The sequence below is a fragment of the Bradyrhizobium sp. SZCCT0231 genome (assembly GCF_018130245.1).
Taxonomy (GTDB): Bacteria; Pseudomonadota; Alphaproteobacteria; order Rhizobiales; family Xanthobacteraceae; genus Bradyrhizobium; species Bradyrhizobium japonicum_F.
This window is the reverse complement of sequence record NZ_JAFCKP010000001.1, coordinates 260,479-281,454: the sequence shown is the minus strand read 5'-3', so window position 1 is coordinate 281,454 and position 20,976 is coordinate 260,479. Positions and strand designations below refer to the sequence as shown.

General features: G+C 64.3%; 19 protein-coding genes. 10 read left to right on the top strand and 9 right to left on the bottom strand.

What is annotated here, in order from left to right; all coding sequences use genetic code 11:
• Position 1: 1 nt before the first annotated feature.
• The 5 genes from JQ566_RS01330 to JQ566_RS01310 all read right to left on the bottom strand — a co-directional run bounded on the left by JQ566_RS01330 (position 2) and on the right by JQ566_RS01310 (position 5,421).
• Complete coding sequence (locus tag JQ566_RS01330; RefSeq protein WP_212368566.1) at positions 2-430, bottom strand: globin family protein; 429 nt, start codon at positions 428-430, stop codon at positions 2-4.
• A gap of 180 nt (positions 431-610) precedes the next feature.
• A complete protein-coding gene (locus JQ566_RS01325) occupies positions 611-1,990 on the bottom strand; it encodes an MFS transporter (protein ID WP_212368563.1) in 1,380 nt (459 codons plus the stop codon).
• A 340-nt stretch (positions 1,991-2,330) separates the two neighbouring features.
• Entirely contained in the window at positions 2,331-3,125 is a 795-nt protein-coding gene (locus tag JQ566_RS01320; protein WP_212368560.1) for an ABC transporter ATP-binding protein, read from the bottom strand.
• A 12-nt stretch (positions 3,126-3,137) separates the two neighbouring features.
• Positions 3,138-4,034, bottom strand: coding sequence for a nitrate ABC transporter permease (ntrB, locus tag JQ566_RS01315; RefSeq protein ID WP_212368557.1), 897 nt, complete (start codon positions 4,032-4,034; stop codon positions 3,138-3,140).
• A 64-nt stretch (positions 4,035-4,098) separates the two neighbouring features.
• Entirely contained in the window at positions 4,099-5,421 is a 1,323-nt protein-coding gene (locus JQ566_RS01310; protein WP_212368554.1) for a CmpA/NrtA family ABC transporter substrate-binding protein, read from the bottom strand.
• Between the two features lie 678 nt (positions 5,422-6,099).
• Here JQ566_RS01310 and JQ566_RS01305 point away from each other — a divergent pair.
• Together JQ566_RS01305 and JQ566_RS01300 are read left to right on the top strand one after the other, a co-directional pair.
• The gene (locus tag JQ566_RS01305) at positions 6,100-6,939 is read left to right on the top strand and encodes a formate/nitrite transporter family protein (RefSeq protein WP_212368551.1); all 840 of its coding nucleotides are present in this window, start codon (positions 6,100-6,102) and stop codon (positions 6,937-6,939) included.
• 67 nt (positions 6,940-7,006) lie between these two features.
• Positions 7,007-8,734: a bifunctional protein-serine/threonine kinase/phosphatase gene (locus JQ566_RS01300; protein ID WP_212368548.1), complete on the top strand. Its 1,728-nt coding sequence runs from the start codon at positions 7,007-7,009 to the stop codon at positions 8,732-8,734.
• Positions 8,735-8,747: 13 nt separating this feature from the next.
• On the opposite strand, the gene JQ566_RS01295 is transcribed toward JQ566_RS01300, so the two are convergent.
• Positions 8,748-9,665, bottom strand: a complete 918-nt coding sequence (locus JQ566_RS01295; RefSeq protein ID WP_212368531.1) for an intradiol ring-cleavage dioxygenase — start codon at positions 9,663-9,665, stop codon at positions 8,748-8,750.
• 165 nt (positions 9,666-9,830) lie between these two features.
• On the opposite strand from JQ566_RS01295, the gene JQ566_RS01290 reads away from it, so the two are divergent.
• Positions 9,831-11,105, top strand: a complete 1,275-nt coding sequence (locus JQ566_RS01290; protein WP_212368529.1) for a serine hydrolase domain-containing protein — start codon at positions 9,831-9,833, stop codon at positions 11,103-11,105.
• A 52-nt stretch (positions 11,106-11,157) separates the two neighbouring features.
• Here JQ566_RS01290 and JQ566_RS01285 read toward each other — a convergent pair whose 3' ends face one another.
• From JQ566_RS01285 to JQ566_RS01275, 3 genes are all read right to left on the bottom strand, one after another.
• Positions 11,158-12,477, bottom strand: coding sequence for a TRAP transporter large permease (locus JQ566_RS01285; protein ID WP_212368526.1), 1,320 nt, complete (start codon positions 12,475-12,477; stop codon positions 11,158-11,160).
• Complete coding sequence (locus tag JQ566_RS01280) at positions 12,474-12,989, bottom strand: TRAP transporter small permease (protein WP_212368523.1); 516 nt, start codon at positions 12,987-12,989, stop codon at positions 12,474-12,476. The genes JQ566_RS01285 and JQ566_RS01280 overlap by 4 nt, the downstream gene beginning before the upstream one ends.
• Before the next feature lie 82 nt (positions 12,990-13,071).
• The gene (locus tag JQ566_RS01275) at positions 13,072-14,070 is read right to left on the bottom strand and encodes a TRAP transporter substrate-binding protein (RefSeq protein ID WP_212368520.1); all 999 of its coding nucleotides are present in this window, start codon (positions 14,068-14,070) and stop codon (positions 13,072-13,074) included.
• Between the two features lie 500 nt (positions 14,071-14,570).
• Here JQ566_RS01275 and JQ566_RS01270 point away from each other — a divergent pair, with 500 nt between their 5' ends.
• From JQ566_RS01270 to JQ566_RS01240, 7 genes are all read left to right on the top strand, one after another.
• On the top strand, positions 14,571-16,028 hold the full coding sequence (locus JQ566_RS01270) for a sensor histidine kinase (protein ID WP_212371438.1): 1,458 nt from the start codon (positions 14,571-14,573) through the stop codon (positions 16,026-16,028).
• Positions 16,029-16,203: 175 nt separating this feature from the next.
• The gene (locus tag JQ566_RS01265; RefSeq protein WP_212368508.1) at positions 16,204-17,025 is read left to right on the top strand and encodes a FadR/GntR family transcriptional regulator; all 822 of its coding nucleotides are present in this window, start codon (positions 16,204-16,206) and stop codon (positions 17,023-17,025) included.
• Between the two features lie 151 nt (positions 17,026-17,176).
• The gene (locus JQ566_RS01260; RefSeq protein ID WP_249139154.1) at positions 17,177-17,998 is read left to right on the top strand and encodes an ABC transporter permease; all 822 of its coding nucleotides are present in this window, start codon (positions 17,177-17,179) and stop codon (positions 17,996-17,998) included.
• On the top strand, positions 17,995-18,801 hold the full coding sequence (locus JQ566_RS01255; RefSeq protein WP_212368505.1) for an ABC transporter permease: 807 nt from the start codon (positions 17,995-17,997) through the stop codon (positions 18,799-18,801). Before JQ566_RS01260 ends, JQ566_RS01255 begins: the two co-directional genes overlap by 4 nt.
• Positions 18,798-19,556 carry an ABC transporter ATP-binding protein gene (locus tag JQ566_RS01250; protein WP_028177800.1) on the top strand — a complete coding sequence of 253 codons (759 nt, stop codon included), beginning with the start codon at positions 18,798-18,800 and terminating at the stop codon, positions 19,554-19,556. The genes JQ566_RS01255 and JQ566_RS01250 overlap by 4 nt, the downstream gene beginning before the upstream one ends.
• Complete coding sequence (locus JQ566_RS01245; RefSeq protein ID WP_212368502.1) at positions 19,553-19,885, top strand: hypothetical protein; 333 nt, start codon at positions 19,553-19,555, stop codon at positions 19,883-19,885. Before JQ566_RS01250 ends, JQ566_RS01245 begins: the two co-directional genes overlap by 4 nt.
• 4 nt (positions 19,886-19,889) lie before the next feature.
• Positions 19,890-20,939 carry an ABC transporter substrate-binding protein gene (locus JQ566_RS01240; RefSeq protein WP_212368489.1) on the top strand — a complete coding sequence of 350 codons (1,050 nt, stop codon included), beginning with the start codon at positions 19,890-19,892 and terminating at the stop codon, positions 20,937-20,939.
• Positions 20,940-20,976: the final 37 nt, after the last annotated feature.

Here is a 20,976-nt window from a genome sequence, read left to right as displayed (position 1 = left end):
CCTATTCGGCGGCCTGCGCTTGTGCGCCGTAGGCCTCGGACATCATGTAGCCGGACAGCACGCCGTAGGCGTCGGTCCAGGCCGTAGCGAGTTCGGGCGTCCAGGCCTCGCCAAGACCCTTCTCCAGGGTCCACAGCAAGGTCGCGCCGACCACGGGGTAGTGCTCGGCCTTGGCGCCATAATCGACGTGACGCTTGGCGAGCGCGGAGGCCGCGGGAAGAATCGACTCCAGGTTCGACAGGCCGCCGACCACGGCGGCGAGCATGCCCATCAGCTTCTTGCGCTGCTCGGTCATGTCCTCGGGAAACATCGCGCGTACGGACGGCGCCACCTCGAACAGGCGGTCGTAGAACAGCACCGCGGCGGCTTCCGAAATCGGGGCGACCTTGGCGAAGCTCTGCTGAATGAGGGTAATCTGCTCGGGCGTCATAATGTTCTCCTGTCTGTTTCGGTCTGCCTTCGTCCGCGCCATTGCGGAAAAAGTTCATGGATCAAACGTCATCAGAGAGACTCCTCCCCGCGTACGGGGAGAAGCGACATTCGTGCCAAGTGTCTATCTTCTGAGCATGATCTTGTCGGAAAACCGCTTCACACTTTTCCGGATCATGCTCTACACACGCGCTTCGGCGAGGCTTGGCGCGCCTTCACCCTGCGGGCTGCGACGCAGGTAGAACCACCAGGTCAGAGCGAGGCAGGAGCCGTAGAAGGCGAGATAGATTGCGAGCGCGAGCTGCGGCCCGCCGGTCATGGCGATGGACTTGCCGAAACCGCTCGGGATCAGGTAGCCGCCGACGGCACCGATCGCGCCGATGAAGCCGACCGCCGCGCCGCTCTCGATGCTCGCGGTCTTCAGGGCAGCCGTACGCGCGACATCGCCCTTGCCGCGCACCTTGAACAGGTTCTCCTCGCGGAAAATCGAGGGGATCATGCGGTAGGTCGAGCCGTTGCCGATACCCGTCGTCACGAACAGGATCAGGAACATCGACAGGAAGCCGATGAAATCCTTCTGCCCGACGAAGTAGAGCACGCCAACCGTGGCGCCCGCCATCAGGATGAAATTCCAGAACGTGATGATGGAGCCGCCGACCCGGTCTGCGAGCCAGCCGCCGAGCGGACGCGACAGCGAGCCGACCAGTGGGCCGAGGAAGGCGATCGAGATCGTCACGGTGGGGAACTGCGTCTTGAGCAGCAGCGGGAACGCCGCGGAGTAGCCGATGAACGACCCGAACGTGCCGATATAGAGGTAGGCCATGATCCAGGTGTGCTTGCGCTTGACGATCGCGAGCTGGTTCTTCACCGACGATTTCGCCGTGGTGAGGTTGTTCATGAAGAACACCGCGCCAAACACCGCGATTCCGATCGGCAGCACCCACATCAGGCCGGCATTCTGCAGGAAGATGCCGTCGACGGGCGCCGCCTGGAACAGGTTGAAGACGGCGAGCGTCATCAGGATCGGGGTCAGGAGCTGCACGCTGGAGACACCGATATTGCCCCCGGCGGCGTTGAGGCCGAGCGCCCATCCCTTCATCCGGTCGGGGAAGAAGAAGGAGATGTTGGTCATGCTGGAGGCGAAATTGCCGCCGCCGAGGCCGGCGGTCGAGGCGATCAGCAGCATCAGCCAGAACGGCGTGTCGGGCTGGCTCACGAAATAGGCAAGCGACAAGGTCGGAATGAACAGGATCGCCGCGCTGAAGATGGTCCAGTTGCGGCCGCCGAACGTCGTCACTGCAAACGTATAGGGAAAGCGCATCAGCGCGCCGATCAGGCCCGGCACTGCGACGAGCTGGAACAGCTGGTCGGTGGTGTAGTGGAAGCCGGCCTGCGGCAGCTTGGTGGTGACGATGCTCCAGATCAGCCAGACCGAGAAGCCGATATGTTCGGCCACGATCGACCAGATCAGGTTGCGCCGCGCGATCGTCTTGCCAGTCGCATTCCAGAACGCCTTATCTTCGGGGCGCCAGTCAGAAATCCAAGCGGGACTCTTCGTCATTTCATATCCCTTCTAAGCTCACCGCTGCGTCGTTGCAGGCTCAGCCCCCGGCCACGGAGGCGCGCTCCGAGGCTTCACCCCCGGTGGCGAGTTCACGATGCTGATTGATGATGTTGAGGGACGTCGTCGTTGGCGTCGCGCAAAGACGTTTCAATTTCCGTGCCAGTTGCGCGCATGCTGGAAATACAGGGATTTCAGGACGTTATTCGTATTGCCAGAATTCTTTGCAGGGGCTTTGCCGCACGCTAGATTTGCGATTCGCTCAATCCTTGTGCGACGCACAAGGATTGAGCTTGATGTCGATTATTTGGGCGCGGGCATCTTTCGCATAAACCTTCGTTTAGGCGGCCTCAACGAAGCGATGACGCTCGTAGAGGAATTCGAGCACGCGCTGCCGGCACTTCAGATAGGTGGTGTTGGTCGCGAGCTCGAGCCGCTTGCGGGGCCGCGCCAGCGGCACCTCCAGCACCTCGCCGATGCGCGCGCTCGGCCCGTTCGTCATCATCACGATGCGGTCGGACAAGAGCACGGCCTCGTCGACGTCGTGGGTGATCATCAGAATGGTGTTGCCGAGCTTCTGGTGCAGCGCCATCACCGAGTCCTGCAAGTGGGCACGGGTCAGCGCATCCAGGGCGCCGAACGGCTCGTCCAGCAGCAGCACCTTCGGCTCCATGGCCAGCGCCCGCGCGATGCCGACGCGCTGCTTCATGCCGCCGGAGATTTCGGACGGACGCTTGTCCCTGGCATGGGCCATCTGCACCAGGTTGAGATTGTGCATCACCCAGGCGTCGCGCTCGGCGCGGGACTTGGTCCTGGCGAAGACCTTGTCGACGCCGAGCCTGACGTTCTCGTAGACGGTCAGCCACGGCAGCAGGCTGTGGTTCTGGAACACCACGGCGCGATCGGGCCCCGGCGAGTTCACCTCACGGTTTTCCAGCAGCACGCCGCCGGTGGTGGCACCGGTCAGCCCTGCGATGATGTTGAGCAGGGTCGACTTGCCGCAGCCGGAATGGCCGATGATCGAGACGTATTCGCCCTTTTCGATCGTGAGGTTGATGTCCTTCAGCACCTCCGTGGTGGCGGCGCCGCGGGTGAAAACCTTGTCGATGTGGTCGAGCTTCAGATAGGCGCTCATGTGTCCCTCTCCTCAGTTCTGCGCGGTGCCGCGGGTGACGAACTTGCCGAGGCCCGCGATCAGGCGGTCCAGCACGAAGCCGACGATGCCGACATAGAACAGCGCCAGGATGATCTCGCTGATATGCGAGGAGTTCCAGGCGTCCCAGATGAAGAAGCCGATGCCGACGCCGCCGATCAGCATTTCGGCCGCGACGATCGCAAGCCACGACAGGCCGATACCGATGCGAAGGCCGGTGAAGATGTAGGGCGCCGCCGCCGGGATCATGATCTTTGCGAAGAACTCGAGCGGATTGAGCTGCACCACCGCCGCGACGTTGCGATAGTCTTGCGGAATGTTGCGGATGCCGACCGCGGTGTTGATGATGATGGGCCAGATCGAGGTGATGAAGATGACGAAGATCGCCGAGGGCTGGCCGTCGCGGAACGCCGCGAGCGAGAGCGGCAGCCAGGCGAGCGGCGGAATGGTGCGCAGCACCTGGAACAGCGGATCGAGCCCGCGCATCGCCCAGACCGACTGCCCGACCAGCACGCCGAGCGCGATGCCGGCGATGGCGGAGAGCGAATAGCCGAAGGCGACGCGCTGGAGACTGGCGGACAGATGCCAGAACAGGCCCTTGTCGATGCCGCCATGATCGAAGAACGGATCGAAGATCAGTTCCTTGGTGTCCGCAAACACCTTCGACGGCGGCGGCAGCGCCGAGCCGGCGCGGCGGCAGACCAGCTCCCACACCAGCGTCAGCAGCGCGATCACGACCAGCGGCGGGATCACGCGAACAGCGGTCTCCCTTGCCATGCGCGCGTAGGTCTCGGCGCGCGGCGGCCGCTTCGGCGTCAGCGCGACGACCGGCGCAGCGGCTGCGGCAGGCGTCGCGGTCTCAACCTCAATCTTCGTGGCAGGCATGTTCATCGCAATCTCTCTCCGGCTTGGCTGGGACGATGCGGCCGCCCCAAAGGCGGCCGCAGGGGCTCCATCAGACTTCGACGCGCTTGATCGCGAGCGACTTCAGATAGGCCGCCGGATTTTCCGGATCGAACACCTTGCCGTCGAAGAAGGTCTCCTTGCCGCGCGAGGTGGAGGTCGGAATGTCGGCAGCGGCGACGCCGAGGGTCTTGGCCGCGTCGCGCCACATGTCCTCGCGGTTGACCTTGGCGATCAGCGCCTTGCTGTCGAAACCAGCCTCGTACTTGCCCCAGCGGATGTCCTCGGTCATGAACCAGAGATCATGGCTCTTGAACGGATAGGAGGCATGGTCGCGCCAATACTTCATGATGTGCGGCGAGTTCTCGACCACCTTGCCGGGGATGCCGTAGTCGAACTTGCCGGCGCTGCGGTCGAGGACGTCCTCGACCGGGCAGTTCATCCACTGCCGCTTGCCCATGATGGCCGCGAGCTCGGCCTTGTTCTCGGCCTTGTCCGACCACTGCTGGGCTTCCATCACCGCCATCAGCAGCGCCTTGGCGGCCTTGGGATATTTGTCGACGAAGGCGGCGCGCATGCCGAAGGATTTTTCGGGATGCTTATTCCAGAGCTCGCCGGTGTTGACCGCGGTGTAGCCGATCTTCTGGTGGATGAGCTGCAGATTCCACGGCTCGCCGACGCAGAAGCAGTCCATGGTCCCGACCTTCATGTTGGCCACCATTTGCGGCGGCGGCACCACGATGGTCTCGATGTCCTTGTCGGGATCGATGCCGCCGGCGGCGAGCCAATAGCGGATCCAGAGGTCGTGCGTGCCGCCGGGGAAGGTCATCGCGGCCTTCACGGCCTTGCCTGACGCCTTCTTCTTCTCCAGCGCCGCCTTGAAGGGCGATGCATCGACGCCGAGCTTGAGGTCGGCATATTCGTTGGCGACGGAGATGCACTGGCTGTCGAGATTGAGCCGCGCCAGGATGTACATCGGCGTCGGCTGGTTGTTCTGCGTCACCTTGCCGGCCGAGATCAGATACGGCATCGGGGTGAGGATATGCGCGCCGTCGATGCCATTGCCTTCGGAGCCGAGCACGAGGTTGTCGCGCGTGGTGCCCCACGAGGCCTGCTTCTGCACGTCGGTGTCGGGCATGCCGTATTTGGCAAACAGGCCCTTGTCCTTGGCGACGAAGAGCGGGCCGGCATCTGAAAGCGCGATGAAGCCGAGCTTGGCGCCCTTGACCTCAGGGCCCGCGTCCTGTGCGAAGGCGCCGGCAGGGAAATTCAGCTTGGCGGCAGCAAGAAGTGCAGCGGTCGAGCCGGTGGCCTTCAACAATTGACGGCGGCTGATACCAGTCGTTTCCGAGGGCCGGCGGGTGCGTTTGGTCATAGGCAGAGTCGTCCTTTGCGTCGTTGCTGAATGATTTTGCGGCTGTGCGCGCGAGCAGCCCGTCCGTCCGTGGCGCCGTTCTTGGCGCATGCGAACGCGCGACGGGGAGGACCCCCGTCTGGTGGCGTCAGCAAATCGGATGAGAAGTCTCGCGGGACGGCTTCAATGGCGTCGGCTTGGAACCATTCAAGCTTCGTGCCAAGCCCGTCGCCGGAGAAAAGCATAGAATAATCAGCACCTTAAAGAGGCCGCGCCGGACCGTCGCAGGAGAGTTCCGCATTTGAAATTTGCGATCTGCTCAATCCTTGTGCGGCGCACAAATCTTGTGCAGCCGCCTATACAAGAGGCCCCGACCGCATCATGAGCGGATCAGCCAGCGCCGCATCGTATTGATATATCTACATCTTTCTGGTGCACTCGGACGGCACGCAACTTGCATTACCTGTGGCGTCAACGACGACTGCGGCTTGCCGCATTGTTGCAGCCGCTGGCGGCTGCATCCCGGAAGCTCAACTGCTTCGCGGCCCTCCCGGCTTTAAAGTCCTCGTGACGCGATTCCCAAAGCTTCCACACTTTCCATAGCCCTCGTGCGCGGCAGGCCAGCCCGCACGGCCGATGACGTTCAGCCGCGCTCTCCGGAGCGTGTCGATCTCCCTTACGAAGCAAAAGGAACCATTGATGTCGTATCTCGCGCCTTCGGAATTCGTCACCAAGATGGTGGATGCGGGCGAGTCCAAGATCTTCATGTCCACCCGGGATACCATCATCCGCGCCTATATGGCCGGCGCCATCCTGGCGCTGGCGGCCTGGTTCGCCGTCACGATCAACGTGAGCACCGGCCAGCCGCTGATCGGCGCACTGCTGTTCCCGGTCGGCTTCGTCATGCTCTATCTCTTGGGCTTCGATCTCCTCACCGGCGTCTTCGTGCTCTCCCCGCTCGCCTTGATCGACAAGCGCCCGGGCGTCACGCTCAGTGGCGTGCTGCGCAACTGGGGCCTCGTCTTCGTCGGCAACTTCGCAGGCGCCTTCACCGTGGCCTTCATGATGGCCTTCGTCACGACCTTCGGCTTCACCCAGGCGCCCGACAAGGTCGGCGCGGCCATCGGCAATATCGGCGAAGGCCGTACGCTGGGCTATGCCGCGCATGGCGCGGCCGGCATGGCGACCCTGTTCATGCGCGGCATGCTCTGCAACTGGATGGTCTCGACCGGTGTCGTCGGCGCCATGATCTCGACCTCGGTCCCCGGCAAGGTCATCGCGATGTGGATGCCGATCCTGGTGTTCTTCTACATGGTGTTCGAGCATTCCGTCGTGAACATGTTCCTGTTCCCGTCGGGGCTGATGCTGCACGCCAAGTTCTCGATCATGGACTATCTGATCTGGAACGAGATCCCGACCGTGCTCGGCAACCTCGTCGGCGGCCTCGCCTTCACCGGCATGACCCTCTACGCCACGCACGTCATGACCTTGCCGAAGCGCCAGGCCGACAAGGCTGCGAAGCCCCGCATCGCGGCCTGATCACACGCACCTCAACAAGAGAGCCTCGCCCGTGTAGGGTGAGGCTCTCTTTGCCTTGGTGGCGACGATGACCCGCGGACTCCTGATTTCGATCGGCCAGCACTCCGACAAGGGTCGCAAGCCCGTCAACCAGGACTTTCACGGCGTCCTCATTCCGGAGGAGCCGCTGCTCAGCCTGAAGGGCATCGCGGCCGTCCTCGCCGACGGCATCTCCTCCAGCACGGTGAGCCAGATCGCCAGCGAGTCGGCGGTCAAGAGCTTCCTGATGGACTATTACTGCACGTCGGAATCCTGGACGGTGAAGACCTCCGCCCGCCGCGTGCTGGAGGCGACCAATTCCTGGCTGCATGCGCAGACGCGCAAGAGCCAATATGCCTATGACCGTGACAAGGGCTATGTCTGCACCCTCAGCGCCATGGTCATCAAGGCGGCCACCGCGCACATCTTTCACGTCGGCGACTGCCGCATCTACCGCGTCGCCGGCAAGACGCTGGAGCAGCTGACCGACGATCACCGCATCATCGTGTCGTCGGAGCAGACCTATCTCGGCCGTGCGCTCGGCATCAATCCGCAGCTCGAGATCGACTACCAGACCGTCGAGGTCCAGGCCGGCGACACCTTCCTGCTGGCGACCGACGGTGCGTACGAGTTCGTCGATGCGCGTTTCGTCACCAGTGCAATCAACGAGCATGCAGCCGAGCTCGACGGCGCGGCGAAGGCGATCGTCGAGGAGGCCTACCGGCGCGGCAGCGACGACAACATCACCGTGCAGATCCTGCGGATCGATGCGGTGCCGGAGGAATCCGGCGTCTTCGACCGGACCTCGACGCTGCCGCTGCCGCCTCTGTTGGAGCCGCGGGCCGTGTTTGACGGTTATCGGATCATCCGGGAGATCCACGGCAGCAGCCGCAGCCACATCTATCTCGCCACCGATGCGGAGACCGAGGAAACGGTCGCGCTCAAGATTCCGTCGATCGACCTGCGCGACAACCCGGCCTATCTGAAACGTTTCCTGATGGAGGAATGGATCGCGCGGCGGATCGACAGTCCATACGTGCTCAAGCCGCGGTCGAGATCGACGCGGCGCAACTATCTTTACGTCGCGACCGAGTTCGTCGAGGGGCAGACGCTGCGGCAGTGGATGCTCGACAACCCGCGTCCCGATCTGGAGACGGTGCGCAGGATCGTCGAGCAGATCGCCACCGGGCTTCGCGCCTTCCACCGGATGGAGATGCTGCATCAGGACCTCAGGCCCGACAACGTCCTGATCGACAAGACCGGCACCGCGAAGATCATCGACTTCGGATCGGTCAGGGTCGCGGGCGTCGCCGAAGCGGCGCCGAGATCGGCCGACGCGGAAATTCTCGGCACCGTTCAATATACGGCACCGGAGTATTTCCTCGGCGAGGGCGGATCGCCCCGGTCCGACATGTTCTCGCTGGCCGCCATCTGCTACCAGATGCTCACCGGGCACCTGCCCTACGGCACCCAGCTTGCCAAGATCCGGGGACGATCGGACGCGTGGAAATTGCGATATCGCCCCGCGATCGATGCCGAGCGCGGCATCCCGGGCTGGATCGACGGCGCCCTCAGGAAGGCGCTGCATCCCGATCCCTACAAGCGCCACGAAGATCTCTCCGAATTCGTCTTCGAACTCAGAAATCCCAATCCGGCCTATCTCGCCACGCGGACCACGCCTCTGCTGGAGCGCAACCCGCTGCTGTTCTGGAAGCTGACCACCGCGATCCTGGCCTGCACGGTCATCGTGCTGCTCGCAGTGCTCCGACTGCGATAGCCGGAAGGCCGGATCACGCCGGCTCTGCCGCCTTCGTCCCCAGCGGCTTCGGCGCCATGCCGCCGCCCGGCTTCAGGTGGAATTCGTAGCTCATCAGGTGCCACCGCCCGCTCGTCTTGGTGCCGTCCGGCATCGCCGGCTCGTTGCGCGGCTCGACCTTGGCGATCAGGTCGTCCTTCACACCGAACACCACGTCGGAGTCGAGATATTTGTCGCCGTCCATGAAAACGTGGGTGATCAGCGGCTCATAGCCTTTGGCATTGACCAGGAAGTGCACGTGCGCGGGGCGCATCGGGTGGCGATTGGTTTGCACAATCATCTCGCCGACCGGGCCGTCGGTCGGGATCGGGTAACTGCACGGCAGGATGGTGCGGAAGAAGAAGCGGCCGTCACTATCGGTGATGAAGCGCGCCCGTGCCGAGGCGCCGACCTCGTCATAGTTCGGCTTTTGGGAGTCGTAGAAGCCGTCGTCGTCGGCATGCCAGACGTCGACGGGGACGTTCGCAAGCGGCTTGCCCTTGAGATCGGTGACGCGGCTCTGCACGAACATCCGTTCGCCCGTCTGATTGCTCGGCGAGATGTCGGTGCCGTGCGCGGTCACCTTGTGCTCGCCGACATAGAACGGGCCGAGCACCGTGGTCTCCGTGGCGCCCTCGCGGTCGCGGTGATTGACGGCATCCACCAGCATGGAGACCCCGAGCACGTCGGACAAGAGGATGAACTCCTGGCGGGTGTCGGTGCATTTCTGCCCCGTCCGGGTCAGGAAATCGATGGCGTATTCCCATTCCTCGAAGGTGAGATCGGTCTTGCTCACGTAATCGTGCAGCGACTTCACCAGTTCCTGGAGCAGGAATTTTGCCCGCGGGTTCGGGGTCTGGTCGAAGCTCTTGATGACGGCTTCGGTAAGTTCGGTCTCGTTGAACTGGGTCATGGTGCGTTTGCCCTCGCGTTCTTCTCGTTTGGCCCAGGCGGGCTCCTTGGAGGCGTTCCGAGGTCGAGCCTACACCAGCCGGCGCGGTCTCGTTAAGTGCAACCGACTTGGAATTGGGCCGCCATTTCGGTATCAACTTTCCGACAAAACGCCCCGGAGGAACTGATGCTTGCCCCTAGCCCCGCCTCGCCCGAATCCGTCGGCATGTCCAAGGCCGCGCTCGACCGCGTCGATGCGCATCTCAAGCGCCGGTACATCGATGCTGGCCGTTTCCCGGGCACGCAGCTCCTGGTCTATCGCCGCGGCAAGATCGCCCACAGCTCGGTGCAGGGCTTCGCCGACGTCGAGCGCAAGGTGCCGGTGAAGGACGACACCATCTACCGCATCTATTCCATGACCAAGCCGCTCACCAGCGTCGCCTTCATGATGCTGGTCGAGGAAGGGCTCGTCGCGATCGATGAGCCCGTGGCCAAATACATTCCGGAATGGAAGGATCTCGGCGTATTCGTCGCCGGCACCTACCCGGCCTTCCTGACGCGGCCGCCGTCCCGGCCAATGCTGATCGTCGACCTGCTGCGCCACACGTCCGGGTTAACGTATGGCTTCCAGCAACGCTCGAACGTCGATGCAGCCTATCGCAGCGAGAAGATCGGCGAGGTCGAGAAGTCAGGCACGCTGCAGACCATGATCGAGGGGCTGGCGAAAATCCCACTGGAATTCTCGCCGGGCGAGTCCTGGAATTATTCCGTCGCGACCGACGTGATCGGTTACCTCATCGGCAAGATCTCAGGCGTGCCGTTCGAGCAGTTCCTTAAATCACGCATCCTCGATCCGCTCGGCATGACCGACACCGATTTCCACGTGCCGGCATCGAAGGCGCATCGCTTCGCGGCCTGCTACTCGGCGGACCCCGGCGGCGGCATGACCTTCCATGCCGGCCAGCGCCGCGAGGGCATCACGCTGCAGGACGATCCGACGACGAGCTCGTTCCTGTCACCGCCTTCCTTCATCTCCGGCGGCGGCGGCCTGTGCTCGACGGTCGCCGACTATCTCACCTTCTGCCGCGCGCTGCTCAACGGTGGCGAGCTCGGCGGCGTCAGGCTGATCGGGCCGAAGACACTGGCGTTGATGACGACGAACCACATCCCAGGCGACCGCGCGTTGCCGGAGGTGTCGCGCTCGCTGTTCTCGGAAGCGACCTATAACGGCATCGGCTTCGGCCTCGGCTTCGCCGTCACCATGCGCCCGGCCGAGACGCTGATCGCCGGCAGCCCCGGCGAATACAATTGGGGCGGCGCGGCCACGACCTCGTTCTGGATCGATCCGGCCGAGGAGCTGATCACCATCTTCATGACCCAGGTGCTGCCGTCGAGTGCCTATCCGCTCCGCCGCGAGCTGCGCAGCATGGTCTACGCCGCGATCACCGAGAGCAACCTGTAACCCATTGAACCGATCCCACGGCCGACGGCCGCGGGGTCCCCCTATCAGACGCTCATTTGAGCATCTCCGGCACGATCAGGCGCGGCAGGAACAGCGACACGCTGGGCCAAACGATGACCGCTGCCAGCACGAGCAGCATCGGTATCAGCATGATCACCGTGTCCTTCAGGGCATAGCGCAACCGCACGCCGGCGATCGAACAGGCGATCATCAGACAGAGGCCATAGGGTGGTGTCACCAATCCGAAGGCCAGCGATACGATGGAAATGATCGCGAACTGGACCGGATGGAGATCGACGGACTTGGCGAGCGGCTCCAGCACGGTGCCGACGATGATGATCGCCGGGATGGCGTCGAGGAAGCAGCCCACCACCAGGAAGCAGAAGGAGATGAAGAAGCCGGCCGCAACAGCGCCCATGCCCCATGTCGAAACATTGGCCAGCAGCTCCTGCGGGATCTTGTAGTAGGCGAGCAACCAGCCAAACGCGCTTGCGGTGCCGACACAAAACAGCGCCACGCCGGCAAGACGCCCGGTGTCGAGCAAGGCCTTGTATAATTCGCGCAGACCGGTCTCGCGGTAGAAGAATGTCGAGAGCGCGACGGAATAGAGCACCGCGACGCAGGCGGACTCGGTCGCGGTGAACCAGCCGAGCAGGATGCCGCCGACGATGATGAACGGCGTCATCAGCGCCGGTATCGACCGCCAGATGGCGCATCGCATCTCGACCCAGGTCGCCTTCGGATAGGTCGGATAGCCGCGGCGCACCGCATAGATGTGCACCGTCGCCATCTGCGCGCCCGCGATCAGCAGGCCCGGCACGATGCCGGCCAGATACATCGCCGCAATCGAGGTCGAGATCAGCCCACCCCAGACGATCATCAGAATCGACGGCGGGATGATGACAGCCAGAACCGCAGACACCGCGGTGATGGCGATGGAGAACGAAAGGTCGTAGCCCTCCTTGCTCTGCGCGTCGATGAAGATCTTGGACTGGCTCGCCGCATCGGCGGTGGACGAGCCGGAGATGCCGGCAAAGAACACCGACAGCACGACGTTGATCTGCGCCAGGGAGCCCGGCCAGTGCCCGACCATCGAGCGCGACAGTGCCACCAGGCGGTCGGTGATGCCGCCGATGCTCATCAGGTTGGCCGTCAGGAGGAAGAACGGCACTGCGAGCAGGATGAATGAATTGTAGGCATTGAAGGTCTCCTGCGCGAGCGTCATCAGCGACAGACGCGGCTCGATCAAAAGGATCGGCACGCAGGCCAGGCCGAGCGCGAAAGCGACCGGCACGCGCACGATCAGCAGGCCGATGAAGACCCCAAACAGCACCATCGCGGCCTGTCCGGCAGAAAGTACAGTGCCGCTCATCGCTGTGCCCCGACCAGAATGCGCATTTCATCCAGGATCTGTTCGCCCGCAAACACGATCCACGTCACGCCGGCCACCGGCCAGGCGACGTGGATCAGCCAGAGCGGCAGATCGGCCAGCTCCGACGTCCTGTTCCAGGCGAAGCGTGTGAATTCGATCCCGGCCCACACAAACACGAGGGCCAGTGCCAGCACGCCGAGCCGCGCGATGATCCGCACTGCGGCGTCCGACCGCCGCGACAGGTCGGGCCACACGTCGACCTCGAAATGCTGCGCCTCCCGGATGCCCACCATGGCGCCGATCATGATCGTCCAGACGAACAGGAACCGCGCCATCTCCTCCGTCCAGATGTAGGAGGGAATGAACGGCGTGTAGCGCGAGACGATTTGCAACGTGACGGGGATGACCAGGATGCCGACGCAGGCGGCCAGCAGGAACTCCAGCAGTTTCGCATAGGCCGCGGTGACGCGACGCCACAGCGACGGTGTGGACGGGACGTGCATGTCGGACATTGGAGCTCCGTACGGCGCTGATCCGCGACGTCCGGGCAGGAAGCGGGGCCTGCCCGGACCATCGTCGGCGGACAGAGCGACCTCAGACGACGTTGATCTTCTCGAAAATGCGTTCCGCGCCAATCTCCTTGGCGTAGGTGGCTATCGCGGGGTCGGCGAGCTTCTTCATGGCGTCCCGCTCCTCGAAAGGAACGCGCTTGAGCTTGCCGGTCTTCTCGAGCGTGTCGAGCTTGACGACCTCTTCGCTCGACTCGAGCTGACGGCCGTAATCGCCGGCTTCCTTGCCGGCCTTCATGATCGCGTCCTGCAAATCCTTCGGCAAGGTCTTGAGCGTCTTCACCGAGAAGCAGATCGGCCGGATCGACACGGCGTGCTGGGTCAGGCTGAGATGCGGGGCCACTTCGTAGAACTTCATGGCCTCGACGCCGGCCGCCTCGTTCTCGCCGGCCGATATCACGCCGTTCTGGATCGCGTTGTAGATTTCGTTATAGGCGATCACGGTCGGGCTCATGCCGACGGCCGCAAAGGTCTTCGACCAGATCGGCGCGCCCTGCACGCGAACCTTGAGGCCCTTGAGATCGGCGAGATTCTTGAGCGGCTTGTTGGCGAAGATGTTGCGGATGCCGCCGCCGGCATAACCGATCAGAACGACCTCGGCCTTGGCCGCGACCTCGTCGGCGATCGGCGCCAGGATGTTGGCTTCGACGACCTTGTTCATGTGCTCGATGCCCTTGAACACGAAGGGCGCATCGATGAACGGGGCCGCCTTGGCGAAGGTCGACATGTGAGCCGGCGAGACGATGCCGTAATCGACCGCCTTGCCCTGCGACATGTACTCGAAATACTGCTTCTCGAGGCCGAGCGAGGAGTTCTTGTGCAGGGTGAAGTTGACGGGCTTGCCGTAGTACTTCTTCACCAGCTCCTCGAACCGGATCAGCGCCCGGTTGAAGGCATGGTCGTCGTTGAACTGGACGGCGCCGTTCAACGTGATCGGGGCTTGCGCCCTGAGGATCGACGGCATGCCGATCGTGGCCGCCGCAGTGGTTGCACCGATACCAGCGAGAAATGACCTTCGCTTCATCGTCTCCCCTCCCTTTGATGCTCCAACCCTGTCGCCGGGCCGTGAGCGCAGCCGCCATGCGGCATGCGAGAGGCAAGCGTATGAAAAACCTCAGCGGGACGGAAGTCATTTCGCGTGCGCTCGCGGAAGTCTTCTTCGCGGGACTACGTCTGCACGACCTGTTGCACTGCAACTTGCACTCCAGCTGGCCGCGGCAACCCGCAGGTGGCTTCCGACCCGCGCATCGCGAGCGCCGATCGGGAGGGTCCGCTTGGCGGTGACCCAAGCGGCGCGTCTGCACTTGATCGGGATCGGCATCAGCTGAAGCGCAACGATCCCGGACCGAGCTGCAACATCCCGTCTCCGGACTGCTCGCGGTCGCGAAAATCGTGGCGCAGCGCAACTCCCGACCGTATGGTCTCGCAAAATCATAATCCGGCGCCGCCGCGCCGGAAGCGGGACGCCTGCGTTTGCCAAAGCTCACCCTGCCGGTCCGGCTCGCTCTCCTCGTCGCGGGAACGATGTTGCCGCTGATCGTCTTTGCCGTCGGCCTTGCCTATTCCAACTATCGCCAGGATCGCAGCGAGGCGACGCGCCGCGTGCTGGAGACGGTGCGAAGCATGCGCATCGCGCTCGATTCCGAGGTGCAGCGGGTAACCGGTGGCTTGCAGGTGCTCGCGCTCAGCGAAGCCCTGCAAAGCGGCGATTTCGACGGCTTCCGCCGGCTGGCAGTCGGATTCATCAGCCAATATGGCGGGGACAGCGTTCTTCTGCTGGCCGACAGATCCGGCCAGCAGCTGTTTTCGACCGTCACGACGGAAACGGCGAATCTGCCGCCGCGCAACAATCGCGAGATCGTCGAGCGGGTGTTTGCAAGCAAGGCGCCGCAATATTCCGACCTGTTCGTCGGTTCGACCAAGAAGCGGCTGATCGTGACCGTGGAAGTTCCCGTGCTGCGCAATGGCGACGTCGTCTATGCGCTCTCCTTCAGTCCGCCGATCGCGATGTTCCAGAAATTGGTCGAGCAGCAGCGGCCAAATGATCAATGGACGGTGTCGCTGCTGGACACCAAGGCTCGCGTGTTCGCGCGCACACCCAACCCTGCCGAGACGTTCGGCAAGCAGGCTTCCGGCGCACTCTACGATGCGATGTCCCGCACGCCGGAGGCCGCGCTTTCGACCGTTTCGCTCGACGGCGCCGCGCTGTCCTCCGCCTTCACCAGATCGCAGCTGACCGGCTGGACGGTCGTGGCCGGCGTCACCGAGAGCTCGCTGATCGCGCCGCTCTGGCGCAACATCGCGATCACGAGCCTGATCGGCGGCATCCTGCTGCTGGTTGGCCTCACCTTTGCAGTCAGGATGGCGACCGCGATCGCGCGCGGCGAGATGCTGCACAATCTGCTGATCGAGGAGCTCAACCATCGCGTCAAGAACACGCTGGCGCTGATGCAGGCGATCGCGGTGCAGACCTTCCGCAGCGCCAGCCGTGACGAGCGGACCAAGTTCGAGGGCCGGCTCGGCGCGCTGGCCGAAGCACATAATCTCCTGAGCCAGGAGAAATGGGCGGGCTCCGAGCTTCGGGACGTCATCGCCCGCGCGGTCCAGCCGTTCCTGCCGAGCAATTCCGACCGCATCCGCATGGCCGGCCCGGCCGTGCCACTGTCGCCGCGGCTCGCCGTGGTGCTGTCGATGATCGTGCACGAGATCGCCACCAACGCCGCGAAATACGGCGCGCTTTCCAACGAGACCGGCCGGGTGACGCTGGACTGGGAGGTCATCGCTGATGAGCCGAAGCCGCGGCTGCGGCTGATCTGGACCGAGATCGGCGGGCCGCCGGTCACGGCGCCGGTGCAACGCGGCTTCGGCTCGCGCCTGATCGAGCGCAGTGCGCGCGACCAGCTCGGCGGCGAGGCAACCGTCGACTTCCTGCCGCGTGGCGTGGTCTGCACCGTGATCTGCACGCTGGACGAGGCGGCCTGATCCACTCCCTCCCCCAAGCACATATCGCAACGCAGCACAGCTGGTCCTGCGACAATTGCGCTTGCCCTCATCCAATCATCCGATGTTAAACATCGGATGATTGTGCAGCGGCCGGGGCGTGGCCGCCAAAGACAAATGAACCGGCCGCGACAGGTCGGACGGGAGAAACGTACAAGTGGCAAGAGCGCGCCCGAGCCCCGTCGACAAGCCGGTCAAGCCCGGCCGCATTCGCACCGTGCTGACGACGCTCGGCCGCGAGATCGCCCAGGATCTCATTCCCGTCGGGACGACCCTGCCGCCGGAGCCTGACCTCGAAACCCGCTTCGGCGTCGGGCGCGGCGTGGTGCGCGAGGCCATCAAGACGCTTGCCGCAAAGGGTCTCGTCAGCGTGCGGCCGCGCCACGGCACGCACGTGCTGCCGCGCCACGAATGGAGCCTGCTCGACCGCGACGTGCTGAGCTGGCTGGTCGGCCAGGACGAACCGGATCGCGGCCTTTTGCTGGCGATCCAGGAGGTGCGCTCGATCATCGAACCTGCCGCCGCAGCTCTTGCCGCCGAACGCGCGACCAGGAACGACCGCTGGCGGATCGACACGGCCTTGGCTGCGATGCAGACCGCCAAGGACCAGGCCAGCGCCCTCGCAGCTGACAAGGCTTTCCATCTTGCCATCCTGGACGCGACCCACAATCCGGTACTCCAGGGCTTTCGCGGCGCGATCGATACCATCCTGAGCACCGTCTTCACTGTCGCCGTCGGCGGCCCCGGCGGCTGGTTCAGGGATAATCTACCGAACCACGCGGCGGCGGCGCGCGCCATCGAGAGCGGCAACCCGGAGAAGGCCCGCGCCGCGATGGAACGGCTGCTGGGCTACACCCGATTGAAGCTTTCGAGCCGGAAGTCGGCCAGCGCCGCGGCGACCCGTAAAGCGGGCGAATCGGACGTCCGCGTGACCAGGAAGTCGAGCACCAAGAGCAAGAGAAAACGCCATGGACCGTGACATGAACGGCTCGGCCCGAATCCTCGCTCCGCCCGGGAACGCGAGGGTCGCGACCGGCGGAGATAGGCGATTGCGCGAAACGTGGCTACGATGTCGGGAATGATCAGCGTGAAATGCCGGCACAGGCATAGCTGAGCGCCAGGGAGGTCAAATGCAGGTGACGGGCAGTCTGAAGGGCCGGTCGTCGCGGCTGATCCGCAGCGTCAACTCGCTGGTGGGAGCCGCGATGTTCGTCGCGCCGCTGCTTGCGCTGGTCGCGGTCTGGGCCATCGTCGTCCCGTTGTTCAACGTCAATCCGCGCGTGTTTCCCTCGGTCGGTGCGGTCGGCGCGGCCGCGCTGGACTCGATCCGCGACGGCACGTTGTTCGCCCATGTCGGCGCAAGTCTCTTGCGTGTCGGCCTGGGCACGCTGATCGGTATCGCAACTGCCGTGCCGCTCGGCATCGCCATGGGCGTCAGCCCGACCGTCGCTGCCTTCCTCACACCGCTGTTCCGTTTCTTCTCGGTGCTCGCCGGCATTGCCTGGATCCCGATCGCGACACTGTGGTTCGGCTACGGTTTTGGCGCGATCGTCTTCGTGATCTTCAACGCCGTGTTTTTCGTCGTCGCCTACAACACCCTGCTCGGCGTCAGGACCATTCCACACACGCTGCGCAACGCTGCCGCCTCGCTCGGCGCCGGCCGGTGGGCGCTGCTGACCGAAGTGCTGCTGCCAGGCGCGCTGCCCAATATCGTCACCGGCATTCGGACAGGCCTTGGCTTCGCCTGGCGCGGGCTGATCGCCGCCGAGATGATCGCGACCAATGTCGGGCTCGGCTACATGCTGTTCGTCGCACGCGACTTCTACCGCACCGAGGTGATCGTGTTCGGCATGATCGTGATCGGCGTGCTCTGGCTTCTGATCGACCGTCTGCTGCTGGTCCCGCTGGAACGCGCGACCATCGAGCGCTGGGGCATGGTGAGGCGCGCATGAATCCGATGCTGCAAATCTGGGCCGGCTACACCCGCCTGACCCGGCGCTGGCCGGGGATCGCCGCCGTCATTCCCTTCATCCCGGTGCTGGCGCTGTGGACCGCAGTCAGCGAAGCCGGGCTGTTTCCGCGCGCGTTCTTCCCGGGCCCGGCCGATGTCGTGCGCGCGTTCTTCACACTCACCTACAAGGGCATCCTGCCCGATTACCTCCAGGACAGCCTGGTCCGGCTCGCGACCGGCGCCGCGGTCGGCATGGCGCTCGGCATTCCCTTGGGCGTCCTGATCGGCACCAGCCGCTGGGCGCACCGCATCTGCTGGCCGGTGCTGCTGTTCTTCCAGGCCATCGGCGACATCGCCTGGCTACCGATCCTGTTGATCTGGTTCGGCTTCGGATTGACGACGATGACCTTCGTCATCGTCTACACCGTGCTGTTCCCGGTCGTGCTCAATACCGTGCTCGGCGTCGAATCCGTGCCGCGCGACCTCTCGCGCGCCGCGCTGAGCCTCGGGGCTTCACGCGCGCGCGTGCTGTGGGAGGTGACGCTGCCGGGCGCGCTGCCCAACATCATCACGGGCCTGCGCAACGGACTCGGTTATGGCTGGCGCGCATTGATCGCAGTCGAGATGATCGTCGGCACCTCCGGCATCGGATTCATGATGTTCGACGCCCGCCGCGCCGGCTCGACCGTCGAGATCCTGCTCGGCATGATCATTCTCGGATTGCTCTGGTACATCGTGGACGCCTGGATCCTCGCACCGCTCGAGCGTGCGACCGGCCAGCGTTGGGGATTGGTGACATCATGAAGACGCTTTCGCTGCGCAATCTCGGCAAGACCTATTTCGACCCCTATGCGGGCGCGCATGTCACCGCCGTGCACGACGTCTCGCTCGACGTCGAGCCCGGCGAATTCATCTCGGTGGTCGGTCCCTCCGGCTGCGGCAAGACGACGATCCTGAACATGATCGCCGGCTTCATCCCCTATTCGAAGGGGGACATCCTGCTCGACGGCAAGCCGGTGCACGGGCCCGGCCCCGAGCGCGGCGTCGTGTTCCAGTCGTTCGCGCTGTTTCCCTGGAAGACGGTGCTCGACAATGTCGGGTTCGGCCCGAAGATGCGCGGCGTGCCGAAGGCCGAGCGCGACCGCATCGCGCGCGAATATCTCGCGCTTGCCGGGCTCTCGCACGCGGCGCACCGCTATCCCAACGAGCTCTCCGGCGGCATGCAGCAGCGCGTCGGCGTGGTGCGCGCACTCGCCAACAACCCCGACGTCCTCTTGATGGACGAGCCGTTCGCCAGTGTCGACGCGCAGACGCGCATGACGCTCCAGGAGGAACTGACCCGCATCTGGCAGGAGCGCAAGCCGACGGTGATCTTCATCACCCATGACGTGGCGGAAGCGGTGTTCCTCGCCAACCGCGTCGTCGTGTTGTCGAAGGGACGCGTGCTCGACGAGATCGCGGTCGACCTGCCGCGGCCTCGCGTCTGGGACGACCTCGTCAAGGACGACCGCTTCAAGCAGCTCTCGGCGCGCGTGCTGCAGATGGTGCGGGCGGCATGAGCATCGCCTCCGAAGCCTTACGCTCGCCCAAGGGCCGCATCGTGCTCGGCGCGATTGCCGCATGGGCGCTGTTTCAGCTCTGGCTGACGATCGCAGCGCCGGGAAAGATTTCGCCGGAGCTGACGGGCACGTCGGAAAAGGTCAACGTGCAGATCGAGCTGCCGTTCACGCCGGAGCGCTTCCACGTGCTCGCGTTCCAGCAATACGGACGCGTCTCGGGCACGGACGAGCATTCGATCGAACTGCGCGGTGTCAAAAGAACGGACCTCAACGCCGTGGCCAGACCTTACTGGGTCACGGCGGTGGGGCCGATAAAAGAGGGAGGTTGAGGATATGAAACGACTCTTGCTGCTCGCGATCGCGCTTCTAGCCGGCATGGTGCCGGCGAGCGCCCAGACGAAGCTGAAGGCCGGCATGGTCACCGGCATCGACCAGATCGGCCTGCCGATCGCGCTCGAGCGCGGCTTCTTCGAGAAGTACGGGCTCGACGTCACGATCGCGCGCCCCTACGCGACCGGCGTCGACGCGCTGAACGCATTGCAGGCCGGCGAGAGCGAGATCGTGCAGGTCGGCGTGCCCATGATCGGCGCCGTGCTGCGCGGCATGGACCTCGTCGCACTCGGCAATTACAGCGGCAACGCCACCAAGGCCGGCTCCGATGCGACCATGGCGATCATCGCGCGCGAAGGTTCAGGCATCGTCAAGGGCGACCTGTCGACGCTGAAGGGCAAGAAGATCGCGGCGTCCTTCGGCACGATCAACCATCTCTACATCCTGGCGACGCTGGAGAAGGCCGGACTGAAGCCCGACGACGTGACGCTGGTCAACACGCCGCCGCCGGACATGACCGTCGCCCTGCTCGCCAAGGGCATCGACGCGTTCTCGGGCTGGGATCCCTGGCCGATCGTCGCCGGCAAGGATGTGCCGGGCGCGGTCGAGATCATCCGGGGCGGCGATGTGATCTCCTATATCGGCTTCAACGTCGCGCTTCGCCCCTGGGTGCAGGCCAATGGCGAGACCATCGAGAAATTCCTCGCGGCCGTCTCCGAGGCCGACCAATGGATGCGCAAGAACCCGAAGCAGGCGGCGCAAGTCGCGACACGCTGGATTCCGGGCCTCAAGCAGGAGGTCGCCGAGGCCGCGATGCAGTTCAACATCCAGCAGGCGGACCGCCGGCTGTCGGCGAACAACTACCGCGCGCTCTGGAGCGCCGAGGACCGGCTCTCCCGCCTCGGCATCCTCAAGTCGACCTTCGACGTCAACGCACACATCGAGCCGAAGCACATTCTCAAGGTCATGAAGGACCGTCCCGAGCTGTTCGCCGACCTGCCGCCGATCCCGGAGACGGCGGCGATCGCGCCGGGCTATGTGTTCAAGCCCTGAGCCGGTCTCGCCACGCTTTGGATTATCGTTCGAGCAC